Source organism: Pseudarthrobacter cremeus, assembly GCF_051857465.1.
In the GTDB taxonomy this organism is placed as follows: Bacteria; Actinomycetota; Actinomycetes; order Actinomycetales; family Micrococcaceae; genus Arthrobacter.
In genome coordinates this window covers 1-14,604 of sequence record NZ_JBPZHC010000001.1, presented here as the reverse complement: position 1 = coordinate 14,604, position 14,604 = coordinate 1, and the positions used below count along the sequence as shown (strand labels likewise).

Here is a 14,604-nt window from a genome sequence, read left to right as displayed (position 1 = left end):
TATGAGCAGACAACCGCCATTACCTCGGCGGGGAGCTCGCGCCCGCCATCAAACAGATGTGTGCAGACTCCAGGGCCGAAGCCCGCGAGCACGGCAGCCCCTGGATTTCCGAAACTGCGGCGTCGGGCGTGCGCTCATGGAGGAGGTGGCCGGACGGTGACCGGGAATCTCGCACTGGAACAGCTGCGCCCCGAAGTGCGTGCGAGGGTGGGGCTCGAGGGCTTCTACCAGTCGTGCGGGTGGCGCGAAATCGGACGATGGCCAGAAGCCCTCCGGTTACCCGGAGGCGATAGAGACGAAGTGCTTATCGCGCTGACCTTGAAACGCAGCGCTGAACCTATTGGCGTCCGCTGAGGGGTCCTTTACCGAAAACCTTGCCGGTGGGCCTAACGTCCGGTGGGTCACGTGCGTCGCCGATTGGACCGCGGTGGGAACTTCTCCAGAACTCCGACGAGCCATCCAGAGTGTCGTCGCCGGCTCCGTGAGCACCCGTCTGGGCCATCCAAGGGTTACCAACTATGTACAACACATCGATCAAATAGTGATAGCTCGCCCATATCAGGTCTCTGGAGCCTACGCAGCGATTCTTCTAGCAATTCTTTTGTTATCGGTACTGTTCCGTACGTCGGATTAGCATTGCGGAGTTCAAGGCGTCGCCAAAGTTCAGCGAACGGAACGTCGAAATAGTGTACCTCGGTAATGGCGTTGAGCCTCTTCGCGACTCGGCGGAGTGCATCACGTTCTTCTCGTTTCCAGGTTCCGTCTTCTAAAATGACACTCTGCCCATGTTCGAGCAGTTCTTTCCACAGTTCATTTAGTCGTACCTGTAGTTTGTCGCGCATCTCATCAAAGAAGTCGATGCCTAGATCTGCCATCCATTCATCGGTACTAAACCGGATGGCACCCGTCTCTCTTTCTCGCTCGCGCGCAAAAGTTGTCTTGCCGGAACCGGGTAAACCACAAAAGAGCATAAGCACCGGTCGTTGAATCATATTTTTCTGAAATCCATATATATATATATCCAAATCGGACCGACTACTCCCTGGACTGTGAAGAGCTACTTTAGCACCACGAAGTATGGCCGTACGCGCAGATGATCCGGGCTGGGTAACCCGGCGCTCTCGCGCCGCCCGCAAGCCGGTCCGTAGCCGGGTCAGTTCGGCAGATAGGTGATTTTCTTTGAGGAGAGCGGCATCCGGGCCCTCGATGATTCCCATAAGACCCGCCCGCAAAACTGTCCGGTGAAGGTGCCCTAAACGCTACACATCAAATCGTCTCAAAACGCTTGGGTTTCGAGGCGCGGGCATTTCGAAACACCAAGTCTGTTGTAGTTCGCACAGGACCCAGTGGGACGCGGATGAGCTGGACTATGAGTTGCGGCTATTCCTCGGTGTCACCCTTTCGACATTCGGAGTTGTGGTTGTCGCAGTCATTGGCTTTGCTCATGATTTTGCTGCTGACCGGATTGCCGATCGTCGAGCGAGTTTGTACGCGTGAGTACGACTCTCAAAGGGAGTTGGTGCTGGTAAGGCCAGCCCCATCCCGGTCGGGAATCGAGTACTACAGTGGATGCATGGCTGCCAGCCGCAATCCGCTCGATGACCTGCGCGAAACCATCGGCCGTCTGGCCGATCAGATCAAGCTGCCCGGTTCGGAGCGCGTCGACGACCTGGTGGGCGATCTCGTCGCTGCGAGGCCCGGGCCGGCCCGGCCGCTGTCCGAGGTGCAGGCCGAGCTCGACGCGTTGGTCGGACTGGAGACAGTGAAGGAACAGGTGCGGGCGCTCGTCGCACTGCTCCAGGTCCAGGCCCGCCGTAAGGCGCACGGCCTGCCGGAGGTGGCCACGTCACAGCATCTGGTGTTCCTCGGAAACCCGGGCACGGGCAAGACCACCGTGGCGAGGCTCCTGGCCGAGATGTACCGGGCGGTCGGTCTGCTGCAGAAAGGCCACCTGGTGGAGGTGGACCGTTCGGGCCTGGTGGGGCAGTACGTGGGCACGACTGCCATCAAGACGGACCGGGTGATCCGGCGTGCGCTGGACGGCGTCCTGTTCATCGACGAGGCCTACGCGCTGGCCCCGGAGGACGGCCGGATGGACTTCGGCCCCGAGGCGATCGAGGTCCTGCTCAAGCGGATGGAGGACCACCGCCACCGCCTGGTGGTGATCGTGGCCGGGTACCCGCGGCTGATGGAGTCCTTCTTGCTCTCGAACCCCGGACTGCGCTCCCGGTTCGCCCGCGAAATCACGTTCCCCGACTACTCCGTAGACGCACTCCAGACGATCTTCCACCGGATGCTGGCCCAGCACGAGTACAGGCTGGAGCCGGATGCGGACCAGATGCTGCGTCGCATCTTCACCGGGCTTCACGCGGGCGAGGACTCCGGCAACGCACGGTTCGCGCGCACACTGTTCGAGCAGGCGCTCAACCGTCAGGCGCTGCGGCTGTCGCTCGACGGGGAACAAAGTCTCGACGCGCTCGATCGTGAGGCTGTCATGACGCTCACCGCGGACGACATCATCAAGGCCGCGCTGGCCTTGGGCGAGGAGCCGGAACCGGAACCGTCGCCGGAACCCGAGCGGCCACGCTGGTGGCGCTGGCTCGTCTGAACAGCGTCACCGCGGCGTCGCTCTGCCCCTCAGTCAACACATCCTGAACAGGGTCACCTGCTGGCGGTTCACAGCATGAGTATCACGTGTCAACCCACCCTGTGCGATGATCAAAAGGTGACAGCGGAAACGAAACCGACCAAGCGCCCCACCAGCTTTGATGTTGCCAAGAGGGCTGGTGTATCCCGCGCAACCGTCAGCCATGTCCTGAACGGCCAGGGTTCCCGCTTCCCCGAGGAGACCCGTGCCAAAGTCCTGAAAGCCGCCGAGGAACTGAACTATCAGCCCTCCCCCGCCGGCCGTGCGCTGGTGACCGGCCGGAGTGACATTCTGGTGATCCTCGTCCCCAACACCACGTTCGGCAGCAACCTCCAGGATCTCGTTGACAACGTCACACGCCATGCATCCGCGCACGGCCTGAGCGTGGTGGTCCGCTTCGCCGGCAGCAACCCCGGCGAAACACTCGCCGCCATCCTGCACTTCCGGCCCGTTGCCGTAGTGGACATGGGAATCCTCGGGGCGGACGAGCGTGAGGTCCTCCAGAATTCCGGGGCAGCGGTCATTCCCCGGATCCATGCGGCTGAGGACCCCGCCCACGACATCAACCATGTCATCGGCCGGACCATGGCCAAGGCGCTGCTGCGGAACGGTCCGAGGCAACTGGCCTATGCTGCCCTGCTGGATGAGCGGCTCGACCCTTTTGGGCCGGGGCGCTACGAGGGCATGAAGGCAGCGGCCCGCGCTGAAGGCCTGCCGGAACCCGAACGCCTTGAGGTTCCCCTTGAGCTCGGACGGGCCACCGCAGCCCTCGCTGCCGTCAAAACCAAGGACGCCCCGCTTGCTGTGGGCTGCTACAACGACGACGTCGCGCTCGCCGTGGTGGCCGCCGGCAGGGCGCTTGGGCTGAGGATCCCTGATGACCTCTCAGTGGTGGGTGTCGATGCCACGGCCATCGGGCAGCTTGTCTCACCCCGGCTCACCACCATCCGCATCCACAATGCACCGCTCATGGAGCGAATCGCCGCGGAACTTGCCGCCCTCAGCCGCGCCGAGGCCTCCGCACCGCAGCCCGCCTCCCTGCCCGAAGTCGCCGTTGTGCCTGGAGAAACGGCCTAGCCCTCCGGCCGGAACCCAACGGTTCATTGACACGTGTCACCTCACCGTGATCTCCTTGTTGTGACACGTGATACTAGATCCAGGGAGAACCTCAATGACGCGCACTTCTTTCAATGCCGGATGGGCGGTACGGCCGAAGGTCAGCCTCTTCGCCGAGTTTGACGGACCGGTTAGTCCACCGCAGCCAGTCACTCTGCCGCACGACGCACTGATAGGCCTCCCGCGGTCCGCCGATTCCGCCCAGGGTTCACACGCCGGCTACTCCCCCGATGGCACCTTCGAATACTCCAAGACGTTCGAGGTGCCCGAAGATTACCGGGGCAAGCGCGTCTCCCTCGAGTTCCAGGGCGTCTACCGGGATGCCATGGTCTTCGTCAACGGGGACTTCGCCGGCCAACGCCCGTTCGGCTACTCCACCTTCACCATCCGGCTGGATCCGTTCCTGAAGTACGGCCAGGAGAACACCATCCGCGTTGATGCGCGTGTCCACCAGGATTCCCGCTGGTACTCGGGCGCCGGCATCTACCGCGACACGTTCCTGACCGTCACCGAGACCGTACACCTCGCGCCCAGCGGCGTCCGGATCTCGACGCCGGACATCACCGCCGGCCGTGCCGTCGTGGACGTCGCCACCACGGTGGAGAACGAGGGCCTGTCCACCGCCACGGTGACGGTAGGAACGGAACTGTACGACGGCGACGGCGCGGTTGTCGCCGTCGGCTCCGCCCCCGTGACGCTCAAGGCGGGCAGCACCGCCGTCGTCCGCCAGCGCCTGTACGTCACCGAACCCCTGCTGTGGGGACTGGAGCGCCCGCACCTTTATTCGGCCCGGACCGAGCTCCGCGACGAACTGGAGGTGCTGCAGGCGGACAGCACCACCTTCGGCATCCGGTCCCTCCAGCTGGACCCCTTCAACGGCCTTCAGATCAACGGCGAGACCGTCAAGCTCCGCGGCGCCTGCATCCACCACGACAACGGCATCCTCGGCGCAGCCACCATTGCCCGCGCGGACGAGCGCCGCGTGCAGCTGCTGAAGGAAGCCGGTTTCAACTCCATCCGCAGCGCACACAACCCGGTCAGCCAAGCCATGCTGGACGCCTGCGACAAGCACGGCATGCTGGTCATGGACGAAACCTTCGATGTGTGGACCGAAGGAAAATCCGCGTTCGACTACTCCCTGTCCTTCCCCGAATGGTGGGAACGCGATGTTGAGGCCATGGTGGCCAAGGACTTCAACCACCCGTCCGTGGTGCTCTACTCCATCGGCAACGAGATCCCGGAAACCGGCAGCGGCCTCGGCTCCGGGTGGGGGCGCCAGATCGCGGAGAAGATCCGGTCCATGGACTCCACCCGCTACACCACCAACGGGATCAACGGTTTCGTCTCCGTGATCGCGGATGCTGCGGCCATGATGAAAGAGGCCGGCGCCGGCAACGACAGCCAGGGCGTCAACGCCATGATGAAAGAGGCCGGCGCCGGCAACGACAGCCAGGGCGTCAACGCCATGATGAGCGGGGCCGGCGAAGCGATGGGCCGGATCAGCGCCTCCCCGCTTGTCTCGGAACGGACTGCCGAATCCCACGCAGCGGTGGACGTTGCCGGCATCAACTACGGTGACGGCCGCTATGTGATGGACAGGGAACTCTTTCCCAACAGGATCATCGTCGGCACCGAAACGTTCCCCGACCGGATCGACGTCCTCTGGAAGCTTGTGGAAGAAAACCCGCACGTGATCGGCGATTACACCTGGACAGGCTGGGACTACCTCGGCGAAGCAGGCATCGGCCGCGTGCAGTACACAGATGGGACCGACGGCAAACCCGCTCTTGGGGCGCCGTACCCGTGGCTGCTCGCCTGGTGCGGTGACATCGACATCACCGGTTACCGCCGGCCCGCCTCCTACTACCGCGAGACGGTTTTCGGGCTGCGGCACGAGCCGTACATCGCTGTCCAGCGCCCGCAGAATTACGCCCGTGAACACGGGATGGGGCCGTGGACCTGGACGGACTGCATCTCCAGCTGGAGCTGGGACGTCGCCGAGGGTTCCCCGGTCAGGGTTGAGGTCTACAGTGACGCGGATGAGGTGGAACTGCTCCTCAACGGCTCCGCCGTGGGCAGGGCTCCGGCCGGAGCCGCGCACCGGTTCCGCGCACACTTCGAGCTGACCTATGAGCCCGGTGAGCTGGTGGCTGTGGGCTACATCAACGGGGTGGAGCAGGCCCGCACCACGCTCCGCACGGCAACGGGAGCTATCCACCTCACCGCCGGCGCAGACCGCACGGAACTGGTGGCCGACCACTCAGACCTCAGCTACCTGGCCATCGAGTTCCGCGATGCAAGCGGCACCCTGGCCTCGAATGTCGAACACAGCGTCACCGTGACGGTCCAAGGGGCTGGCGTGCTCCAGGGCCTGGGCAGCGCCCGGCCCGACACCGAGGAGCTGTACACGTCGAAGAGCCACACGTCCTTCGACGGGCGCGTGCTCGCCGTCGTCCGGCCCACCGCGCAAGGTGAGATCACCGTCCATGTCAGCGCCGACGGCTTCGAACCCGTCACCGTCAGCCTGACTGCCACAGCCCCCAAAACCTCCGAAAAGCGGGCCGGGGTCACCGTCCCCGCCTGATAACCGGTACCCCCGTAAAAGGAACAGCGGGCGACGGCGGGAATCTCCCGCCGTCGCCCGCTGTCTTCAGCGCAGTGACAGTCAGAACGCTTTGAGGATGTCTTCGACTCGGGTTTTGGCGTCGCCGAAGAGCATTTGGGAGTTGTCGCGGTAGAACAGGGGGTTCTGGACTCCTGCGTAGCCGGCGGCCATGGAGCGTTTGAACACGATGACGTTCTCGGCTTCCCAGACGCGCAGGACGGGCATCCCGGCGATGGGGCTTCCCGGATCTTCAGCGGCGGAGGGGTTGACGGTGTCGTTCGCGCCGATGACCAGGACCACGGAGGTGTCACCGAGGTCGTCGTTGATTTCGTCCATTTCCAGCACGATGTCGTACGGGACTTTGGCTTCGGCGAGGAGGACGTTCATGTGTCCGGGCAGGCGCCCGGCGACCGGGTGGATGCCGAACCTGACGTTCACGCCCTTTTCCCGGAGCTGGTGGGCGAGTTCGGCCACGGGGTACTGTGCCTGGGCAACGGCCATGCCGTAGCCGGGGGTGATGACCACACTTGAGGCGTTGGTCAGCATTTCGGCGGTGGCCTGGGCGGTGATTTCGCGGTGCTCGCCGTGTTCGGCGTCCGCCGCTGCGGGGGCGGCGATGCCGAAGCCGCCGGCGATCACGGAGATGAAGGACCGGTTCATGGCTTTGCACATGATGTAGGACAGGTACGCACCGGAGGAACCCACGAGGGCGCCGGTGATGATGAGCAGGTCGTTGTTCAGCAGGAACCCGGCGGCGGCCGCGGCCCAGCCGGAATAGCTGTTGAGCATGGACACGACCACGGGCATGTCGCCGCCGCCGATGGAGGCCACCAGGTGCCAGCCCAGCCCGAGGGCCAGGACGGTGACGACGATGAGCAGCCAGAGCTGGGAATCGTTGACGTACCAGACGGTCAGGGCGATGAACGCGGCCAGCGCCCCGAGGTTGATCGCGTTCTTGCCCGGCAGCATCAGGGGTGAGGACTTCATCCGGGCGGAGAGTTTCAGGAACGCCACGATCGAACCGGTGAAGGTCACCGCACCGATGAACACGCCGATGAACACCTCGGCGTGGTGGACGGCCATCAGCTCCGCTGACAGGGCCGGGGCTTCAAGGTGCCCGTTCCAGCCCACCAACACGGCGGCGAGGCCCACGAAGCTGTGCAGCAGCGCGATCAGTTCGGGCATGCCGGTCATTTCCACCACCCGGGCGCGCCAGAGCCCGATGGCCCCACCCACGATCACCGCGGCCAAGAGCAGCACCAGGCCGGTGAGGCCGTGGCCGGTGCCCCAGGCGCCCTGCACGGTCAGCCAGACCGTGGCGGCGAGGGCGATGACCATCCCGGTGATGCCGTAGACGACGCCGGCGCGGGCGTTTTCGTGTTTGCTCAGCCCGGCGAGACTGAGGATGAACAGCAGGGCCGCGACAATGTACGCGGCTCCGGCGATGGTGTCGGCGGTCAACGGACCGGAGACGGTGTCAGACACGGTAAGGCTCCTCGAGACGATTCGGGCTGCTGCTTCGGGTACGGCGCTCATTTACGGGCCCCGTCTCCACGGGAGAACATCGCGAGCATCCGCCGGGTCACAGCGAACCCGCCGAAGATGTTGATGCTGGCCAGCAGCACCGCGACGGCGGCAAGGACCTGCATCACCACGTTCTCCGAGGTGACCTGCAGCAGCGCGCCGACCACGATGATCCCGGAGATCGCGTTCGTGACGGACATCAGCGGGGTGTGGAGGGCGTGGTGGACCTTCCCGATCACGTAGAAACCCACCACAACCGAGAGCATCAGCACCGTGAAATGCTGCGGCAACGGCGCCGGCGCCACCGCGTTGACCAGGAACAGCGCAGCGATGCCCGCGGCGAACAGCCCGGCCTTGGCGGAGGTGCTGAGTCCCTGCTTCCTCTTTGGCACGGTGCTTTCGGCGGCCGCGGCCTGTGTTTTGGCCGCGGGGGCGGCTGAGACCTGGACCGGGGGCGGCGGCCACGTCTTCTCCCCGTCCCGGACCACGGTCACCGAACGCTGCACCACATCATCAAAATCGATCCGCAGCACCCCGTCCTTGTCCTTGGTCAGGAGCTTGAGGAGGTTCAGCATGTTCGTCCCATACAGCTGGGAGGCCTGGGCCGGGAGCCGTGCCGGCAGATCCGTGTAACCCAGGATGACCACACCGTTCTCCGTCACGATCCGTTCCCCGGCAACCGAGCCTTCCACGTTCCCGCCCTGGCCCGCGGCCATGTCCACGATCACGCTGCCGGACTTCATCCCGGCGACGTCCTCGGCCGTGAGCAGCTTCGGGGCCGGACGGCCCGGGATCAAAGCGGTGGTGATGATGATGTCCACATCGGCCGCCTGCTCCGTGTAGATCTCCGCAGCCCGGGCGTTGTACGCCTCGGACGTGGCCTTCGCGTACCCGTCGGAAGACTTCATCTCCTCCTCCACCTCAACCTTGAGGTAGGTCCCCCCGATCGACTTCACCTGGTCGGCAACCTCAGGACGCGGATCCGTCGCCCGCACGATCGCGCCGAGACTGGACGCAGCACCGATCGCCGCCAACCCGGCAACACCGGCACCGGCCACCAGGACCTTCGCCGGCGGGACCTTGCCCGCCGCCGTCACCTGACCGGTGAAAAACCGGCCGAACTCGTGCGCGGCCTCAATAACCGCACGGTACCCGGCAATATTCGCCATCGAACTCAGCACATCCATCGACTGCGCCCGCGAAATACGCGGCACCGCATCCAGCGCCAACGCTGTGATCGGACGCGCCGCCAGGGCCTCCACCAGCTCCGGACGCAGGCCCGGGCTCAACGACCCGATCAGCGTCGCACCCTCAGCCAGCCGGTCGATCTCCTCCCCGGTGGGCGGATTGACCCGCAGCACCACCTCAGACCCCCACGCCTCATCGGCGCCCACAATCAGGGCGCCCGCCTCAACATAGGCCTCATCACGGAACGACGCGGACTCCCCCGCACCCTTCTCCACCACAACCTCGTAGCCCAACCCCAACAACTGCTTCACCGTGGTAGGCGTCGCCGCCACCCGTGTCTCGCGACCCAACTCGGCCACAATGCCAATACGCGTCACGTTCACTCTCCTTTATCCATACAAAAAGCCCGGCGCGCGTAAACCGCCGCCAGGCAAACCCACATTGGTTCGTTTCTTCAAGGACATTGCAGGGACCCGTCAGCCAAAAGCCGACGGGTCCCTAAAACTCTTTTTCAGTATGCCCTAATGCCGTTATGTGACGTTCTCCATGACGACGGCGAGGCCCCGGCCGACGCCGATGCAGATCGCGGCGACGCCCCAGCGCTGGCCGGACGCCTGCAGGGACCGGGCGAGGGTGCCCAGGATCCGGGTCCCGGACGCGCCCAGCGGGTGGCCCATCGCGATCGCGCCGCCGTGCCGGTTCACGATTCCCGGGTCGATGCCCCAGGCGTTGATGCACGCCAGGGACTGCGCGGCGAACGCCTCGTTAAGTTCGACGACGCCCACCTGGTCCCAGCCGATGCCCGCCTTCGCCAGGGCCTTGTTCGCCGCCTCCACCGGGGCGTAGCCGAAGAACTGCGGGTCATTGGCGTGCGCGCCACGGCCCGCGATCCGGGCCAGCGGCTCCAGGCCCAGGATCCCGGCCGCGTTCTCGGACCCGATCCACGCCGCGGAGGCGCCGCCCACGGTCCGCTCGTGAACTCGCGGACGCGGCCACAGCATGGGTGCGCGGGCTCGGCAAGACACCGATCGTGGTCCACGATGCCCCCGGCTTCGCGAGCTCGCGGCTTGGTGTGGCCATCGCCCTGGAGGCCATGCGGATGCTGGAGGAAGGCGTGGCCAGCGCCCGGGACATCGATGCTGCCATGGAACTGGGCTACCGGCACGCGTCCGGCCCCCTTCGCACCACGGACATCGTGGGGCTGGACGTCCGCCTCGGCATCGCCGAATACCTGCACGAAACCCTCGGCGACCGCTTCGCCCCGCCGCAGATCCTCCGCGACATGGTGGCCCGCGGCGAGCTCGGACGCAAGTCCGGCAAGGGCTTCTACGACTACTCCTGAACTCCACGGACCCGGCTCAACGGCCGAAAATACTCTGGATCCGCTGACAACGACGTCGGCTGGTCCAGTATTCGTTAAGGCGGGACTAGCCTTGTCATGTCGACGGTTTTTCACGAAGGCCCGGATGGTCCCCCATGGCTGGTACTCCACACGCTCCCGGTCGATCAGGCGTGCCGTTGCGGGACAGGCTCACCGGCGTCCTGGTACCCGTTGGCCCGCTGCAGCTGTCCGCAGAGGAAGTGCGCCAGCTGTGGTCCTTCATCCATGGGGACATCATGCACGGGAGCATCCGCCGTTTGCTGCGGTCCTCGCTCGGGTTGTGCCCCCGGCACACCTGGGCGTATGCGGTGGTCGAGATCGAGCTGTGGCAGGCCGGTGCCGGCACCCGCGGCGGCCATCAGCCCTTCGACGTGAGCATCCTGTATGAGGATTTGCTGGGCCACATCGCGGAGGGCCTGGACCGCGGGACTTCCCTGCTTCATCGCCATCCGGACCAGGTGCTTGTTCCTGTCGGGCCGTGCCGGGTCTGCCTGGACACCTCGTCGGGAGAGCTGTCCGGCCTGAGGATGGGCTACGCCAACTCCAACACCGAAGCCCTGACCGCCGAAGCCAATGCCCTGATCCACACCACAACGTGGTGTTTTGAAACGGTGGGGATCTGGCGTGACCGGGTCTGTCCGGAGTGTGACCCCGCCGTCCCGCACGGTACCGGCGACCCGGCGCTGTTGTGCCGTTACCACCTGGCCCGCCGCCACCCGGTTCATCAGCGGCTCCGGACCGAGGTTGCTGCGCGGCTGGGCGATGTGCGGAGCCGGCTGCGGCACCTCACGATTTCGATGACCGATCAGGGGGCGCCGGCCGGGGTTGCAGAAAACACGTCCTGGGTTGAAGCGCTGGGGTTCTTCGCGGGCTGGGGACTTCCGCTGTATCTGGCCACTGACCCGCAGGAGGCCTGGGCCGCGCCGGCCAGCCAGCATACTGACGGGGGCGACTGACCCGGCTGTCGGTTGGGCCGTCCCGAACCAGGAACAGCGACGGCGGCTGCCACACCCCCAAGGTGCGGCAGCCGCCGTCGTCCGCGTCTTTTCGTTACTCCGCCGGAGCGAGTACCTTCAGTTCGAAGCCCTCGTAGCCCGCTTCGCGGACTTCGGCGAGCTTGTTCCGGTAGTTGCCGAGGCCGCCGAGGTAGAACATGACCGTCTTCTTCTTGCCCGGGATGTTGGCGCCGAAGATCCAGGAGTCAGCCTTCGGGAAGAGCGTCATGTCGGCGATCTCCTGGCAAGTCCGGGTCCAGGCTTCTTCCGCCTCTGCCGTCGGCTCCAGCGAGGCCACGTTGCCGGCCTCTGCATCCTTGATCAGCCCGGAAATCCACTCGACCTGGGCCTCGATGCTCGGCGGCAGGTTGGTGAAGGGGCCGTTGGGGCCCAGGATCATGAACATGTTCGGGAAGCCGGCGGTGGTGACACCGAGGTAGCTGGTGGGTCCGTCCTGCCAGTGTTCCTGGATGGTCTGGCCGGCACGGCCGCGGAGGTCGATCCGGGTGTAGTTGCCGTCCACGGCGTCGAAGCCGGTGGCGAAGATCAGGACGTCGATTTCGTGCTCCAGGCCGTCGGACGTCCGGATGCCCTGCGGCGTGATTTCGACGATGGGCGTCTCTTTGATGGACACGGGCTCCACGTTGTCCCGGTTGAAGGTTGCGTAGTAGCCGATGTCGCACAGGGGGCGCTTGGCGTAGAGGTCAGTGGGAGTGAGCTTGCGTGCCGTCTCCGGGTCCTTCACGATCTCGGCGATCTTGCCGCGGACGAAGGCTGCAGCAGCTTCGTTGACTCCCGGTCCATGGCGATGTCGCCGAAGGTGTTGAACATAAGGCGGAACCCGCCGCCTTCTTCCCAGGCCTTCTGGAACACGGCCCGGCGTTCCTCTTCGGACACGCTCATGGCCGGAACGGTGCTTTCCTCGAACCCGAAGGCGACGCCGGAACCGCGGACCTGTTCCCAGATTTTGGCGTAGTCCTTCTTGACCGCGGCCACGTACTCCGGCGTTACCGTCGTGTTGCCCACCGGCATGCTGTACTGCGGGCGCATTTCCGCTGTTTTTCTGCATGTGCCGGCCGGGTGGTGCCGGGCTATAGTGTTGCTGTGAACGCGCGCATCGATCACCTGGTGATCGCCGCGGATTCGCTGGAACAGGGCGCGGCCTGGTGCGATGCCACGTTCGGAGTCCAGCCCTCCAGTGGCGGCAGACACGCGTTCATGGGCACCTATAACCGCGTGATGAACATCAGCACGGCGCGCTTCCCACAGTGCTATTTGGAGATCATCGCCATTGATCCTGAAGCAAAGGCGCCGGGCCGGCCCCGATGGTTCGGGCTGGACCAGCCGGCATTGCGCGAGGCCGTGCGTGAGCTGCCCCGGCTGGTGCATGCAGTCGCGCGGACGGACACGATCGAAGTGCTGCGGCAGATGCTGGCCAACTGCGCCCTGGACCCAGGTGTACCGCTGGCAGCAGAACGCGAGACAGAGCACGGCCTGTTGAAGTGGCGCATCACAGTACGCGACGACGGCCGTACCGGGTGCGCTGGCGCGTTGCCGACGCTCATCGAGTGGTCGGGAGCGCATCCATGTGTGCACCTGCCGCAGACGCCATTGGCGCTGCAGGGCCTGGTGCTGCGTGGGGTGCCCCAGGAGGCGGTCGAGGTGTTGAAGCTGCCCGAAGTGACGGCGGCCCCTGCCGGGCCTGCCCGCCCCGCGCCGCTGAGCGCCACGCTGAACTCGCCGCGCGGCACAGTAATAATCGATGCCTGGCGCACCGAAGACTGAGCCGTGACCGGCCAAAACCGGCGGCATCGGCATCTGTCGAAGTTATCGGATCCACGTTGACGGGGTTTAGGGCAGACTGGTGGCGTGAGCGGAATCCGGTGGGTGCTGCACGTCGATCTCGACCAGTTCATCGCGGCGGTCGAAGTGCTCCGGCGGCCGGAGCTTGCCGGCAAGCCGATTATTGTCGGCGGCCGTGGCGACCCCACCGAACGGGCTGTGGTGTCCACCGCCTCCTACGAAGCGAGGGCGTTCGGCGTAGGTTCCGGAATGCCCTTACGCATCGCGGCCCGGAAAGTACCGGACGCTGTGATCCTTCCCGTCGATCACGAGGCCTACCTCGAGGCCTCAGAGACTGTCATGGCTACCCTGCGCGCGCAGCCCGGAGCCACCGTCCAGGTGCTGGGCTGGGATGAAGCATTTGTCGGCACCGAGACAGAAAATCCGGAAGCCTACGCCCGGCAGCTGCAGGCAGCCGTCCTGGAGCGGACGCGGCTGCACTGCAGCGTGGGCATCGGCGACACCTTGGTCCGGGCCAAGGTCGCCACAGGTTTCGGAAAGCCGGCCGGCGTCTTCCGCCTCACGGCCGGGAACTGGCTCGAGGTCATGGGCAGCCGGCCCACCAAGGACCTGTGGGGCGTCGGAAGCAAAGTGTCGGGCCGGCTGGCCAAGATCGGTATCAACACGGTGGCCGAGCTCGCCGCCTCGGACCCGCAGGACCTCGTTCCGGAGTTCGGCCCCCGGATGGGTCCCTGGTATGCGGAGCTCGGACGCGGGGACGGCGCCAGCGTGGTGGACGACACCCCGTGGGTTGCCCGCGGGCACAGCCGGGAAACCACCTTCCAGCGCGACCTGACCGAGCCCGCCCAGGTGGACGACGCCGTGAGGGAGCTGACGGCCCGTGTCCTTGAGGATGTCGTCGCGGAAGGACGGCCGGTGATCGGGCTGACCCTCAAGGTCCGGTACGCGCCTTTCCTCACCAAAACCCACGCAAAGAAGATTCCTGAGACATTCGACCGGAACGAAATCCTCACGCGGGCCCTGGACCTCGCAGGCGGAATCGAGGCGGGCCGGCCCATCCGGCTCCTCGGCCTCCGCGCCGAAATGGCCATGCCCGACGATGCCCGCAAGGGACATACGCCGACGCGCGGTGGTTGGTGACGCCGTCGTCGTTCCAACTTCACCGACGCCGAGAAGGCCCAGAATAGAGCAACGCGGGGTCACTCTGCGCCCGATAAACCGTGGCAGAATCATACGGTCGTTGCAACATCTGATTTCTGGAGGTTGCCATGCCGAGTGGTTTTCGGGCGCCCGATGCGCTGAAGGATGAGTTCTTTTCGCTTCTGCGGCAGGGGGTGTCGGTGAA

The 14,604-nt window shown here is 65.4% G+C and carries 11 protein-coding genes and 2 pseudogenes; 7 read left to right on the top strand and 6 right to left on the bottom strand.

Going from position 1 to position 14,604, the window contains the following annotated elements; translation table 11 throughout:
• Nucleotides 1-509: 509 nt before the first annotated feature.
• Nucleotides 510-1,217, bottom strand: coding sequence for a P-loop nucleotide/nucleoside kinase family protein (locus ACS5PJ_RS00065; protein ID WP_439432906.1), 708 nt, complete (start codon nt 1,215-1,217; stop codon nt 510-512).
• Nucleotides 1,218-1,573: 356 nt separating this feature from the next.
• Between ACS5PJ_RS00065 and ACS5PJ_RS00060 the strand changes: the two genes are divergently transcribed.
• The 3 genes from ACS5PJ_RS00060 (at nt 1,574) to ACS5PJ_RS00050 (ending at nt 6,347) form a co-directional block, all read left to right on the top strand.
• The gene (locus ACS5PJ_RS00060) at nt 1,574-2,608 is read left to right on the top strand and encodes an AAA family ATPase (protein ID WP_439432905.1); all 1,035 of its coding nucleotides are present in this window, start codon (nt 1,574-1,576) and stop codon (nt 2,606-2,608) included.
• A gap of 117 nt (nt 2,609-2,725) precedes the next feature.
• Nucleotides 2,726-3,724 (top strand): LacI family DNA-binding transcriptional regulator, encoded by a 999-nt coding sequence (locus ACS5PJ_RS00055; protein ID WP_439432904.1) that lies wholly within the window; start codon nt 2,726-2,728, stop codon nt 3,722-3,724.
• Between the two features lie 94 nt (nt 3,725-3,818).
• Nucleotides 3,819-6,347 (top strand): glycoside hydrolase family 2 TIM barrel-domain containing protein, encoded by a 2,529-nt coding sequence (locus ACS5PJ_RS00050; protein WP_439432903.1) that lies wholly within the window; start codon nt 3,819-3,821, stop codon nt 6,345-6,347.
• 81 nt (nt 6,348-6,428) lie between these two features.
• On the opposite strand, the gene pntB is transcribed toward ACS5PJ_RS00050, so the two are convergent.
• The 3 genes and pseudogenes from pntB to ACS5PJ_RS00035 all read right to left on the bottom strand — a co-directional run.
• Nucleotides 6,429-7,904, bottom strand: a complete 1,476-nt coding sequence (gene pntB, locus ACS5PJ_RS00045; RefSeq protein ID WP_439432902.1) for a Re/Si-specific NAD(P)(+) transhydrogenase subunit beta — start codon at nt 7,902-7,904, stop codon at nt 6,429-6,431.
• Nucleotides 7,901-9,457: a Re/Si-specific NAD(P)(+) transhydrogenase subunit alpha gene (locus tag ACS5PJ_RS00040; RefSeq protein WP_439432901.1), complete on the bottom strand. Its 1,557-nt coding sequence runs from the start codon at nt 9,455-9,457 to the stop codon at nt 7,901-7,903. Before ACS5PJ_RS00040 ends, pntB begins: the two co-directional genes overlap by 4 nt.
• A 153-nt stretch (nt 9,458-9,610) precedes the next feature.
• Nucleotides 9,611-10,039, bottom strand: a pseudogene (locus ACS5PJ_RS00035) (3-oxoadipyl-CoA thiolase); the annotation flags it as partial.
• A 17-nt stretch (nt 10,040-10,056) separates the two neighbouring features.
• Between ACS5PJ_RS00035 and ACS5PJ_RS00030 the strand changes: the two are divergent.
• Nucleotides 10,057-10,422: pseudogene (locus tag ACS5PJ_RS00030) on the top strand (3-hydroxyacyl-CoA dehydrogenase family protein); the annotation flags it as partial.
• A 134-nt stretch (nt 10,423-10,556) separates the two neighbouring features.
• Nucleotides 10,557-11,417 (top strand): hypothetical protein, encoded by an 861-nt coding sequence (locus ACS5PJ_RS00025; RefSeq protein WP_439432900.1) that lies wholly within the window; start codon nt 10,557-10,559, stop codon nt 11,415-11,417.
• 94 nt (nt 11,418-11,511) lie between these two features.
• On the opposite strand, the gene ACS5PJ_RS00020 is transcribed toward ACS5PJ_RS00025, so the two are convergent.
• Both ACS5PJ_RS00020 and ACS5PJ_RS00015 read right to left on the bottom strand, forming a co-directional pair.
• The gene (locus ACS5PJ_RS00020; protein WP_439432899.1) at nt 11,512-12,201 is read right to left on the bottom strand and encodes an NAD(P)/FAD-dependent oxidoreductase; all 690 of its coding nucleotides are present in this window, start codon (nt 12,199-12,201) and stop codon (nt 11,512-11,514) included.
• Nucleotides 12,198-12,506: a hypothetical protein gene (locus ACS5PJ_RS00015; RefSeq protein WP_439432898.1), complete on the bottom strand. Its 309-nt coding sequence runs from the start codon at nt 12,504-12,506 to the stop codon at nt 12,198-12,200. The genes ACS5PJ_RS00020 and ACS5PJ_RS00015 overlap by 4 nt, the downstream gene beginning before the upstream one ends.
• A 54-nt stretch (nt 12,507-12,560) precedes the next feature.
• Between ACS5PJ_RS00015 and ACS5PJ_RS00010 the strand changes: the two genes are divergently transcribed.
• Together ACS5PJ_RS00010 and ACS5PJ_RS00005 are read left to right on the top strand one after the other, a co-directional pair.
• Nucleotides 12,561-13,241 carry a VOC family protein gene (locus tag ACS5PJ_RS00010; protein ID WP_439432897.1) on the top strand — a complete coding sequence of 227 codons (681 nt, stop codon included), beginning with the start codon at nt 12,561-12,563 and terminating at the stop codon, nt 13,239-13,241.
• Between the two features lie 84 nt (nt 13,242-13,325).
• Nucleotides 13,326-14,399, top strand: coding sequence for a DNA polymerase IV (locus tag ACS5PJ_RS00005; RefSeq protein ID WP_500690887.1), 1,074 nt, complete (start codon nt 13,326-13,328; stop codon nt 14,397-14,399).
• Nucleotides 14,400-14,604 lie beyond the last annotated feature (205 nt).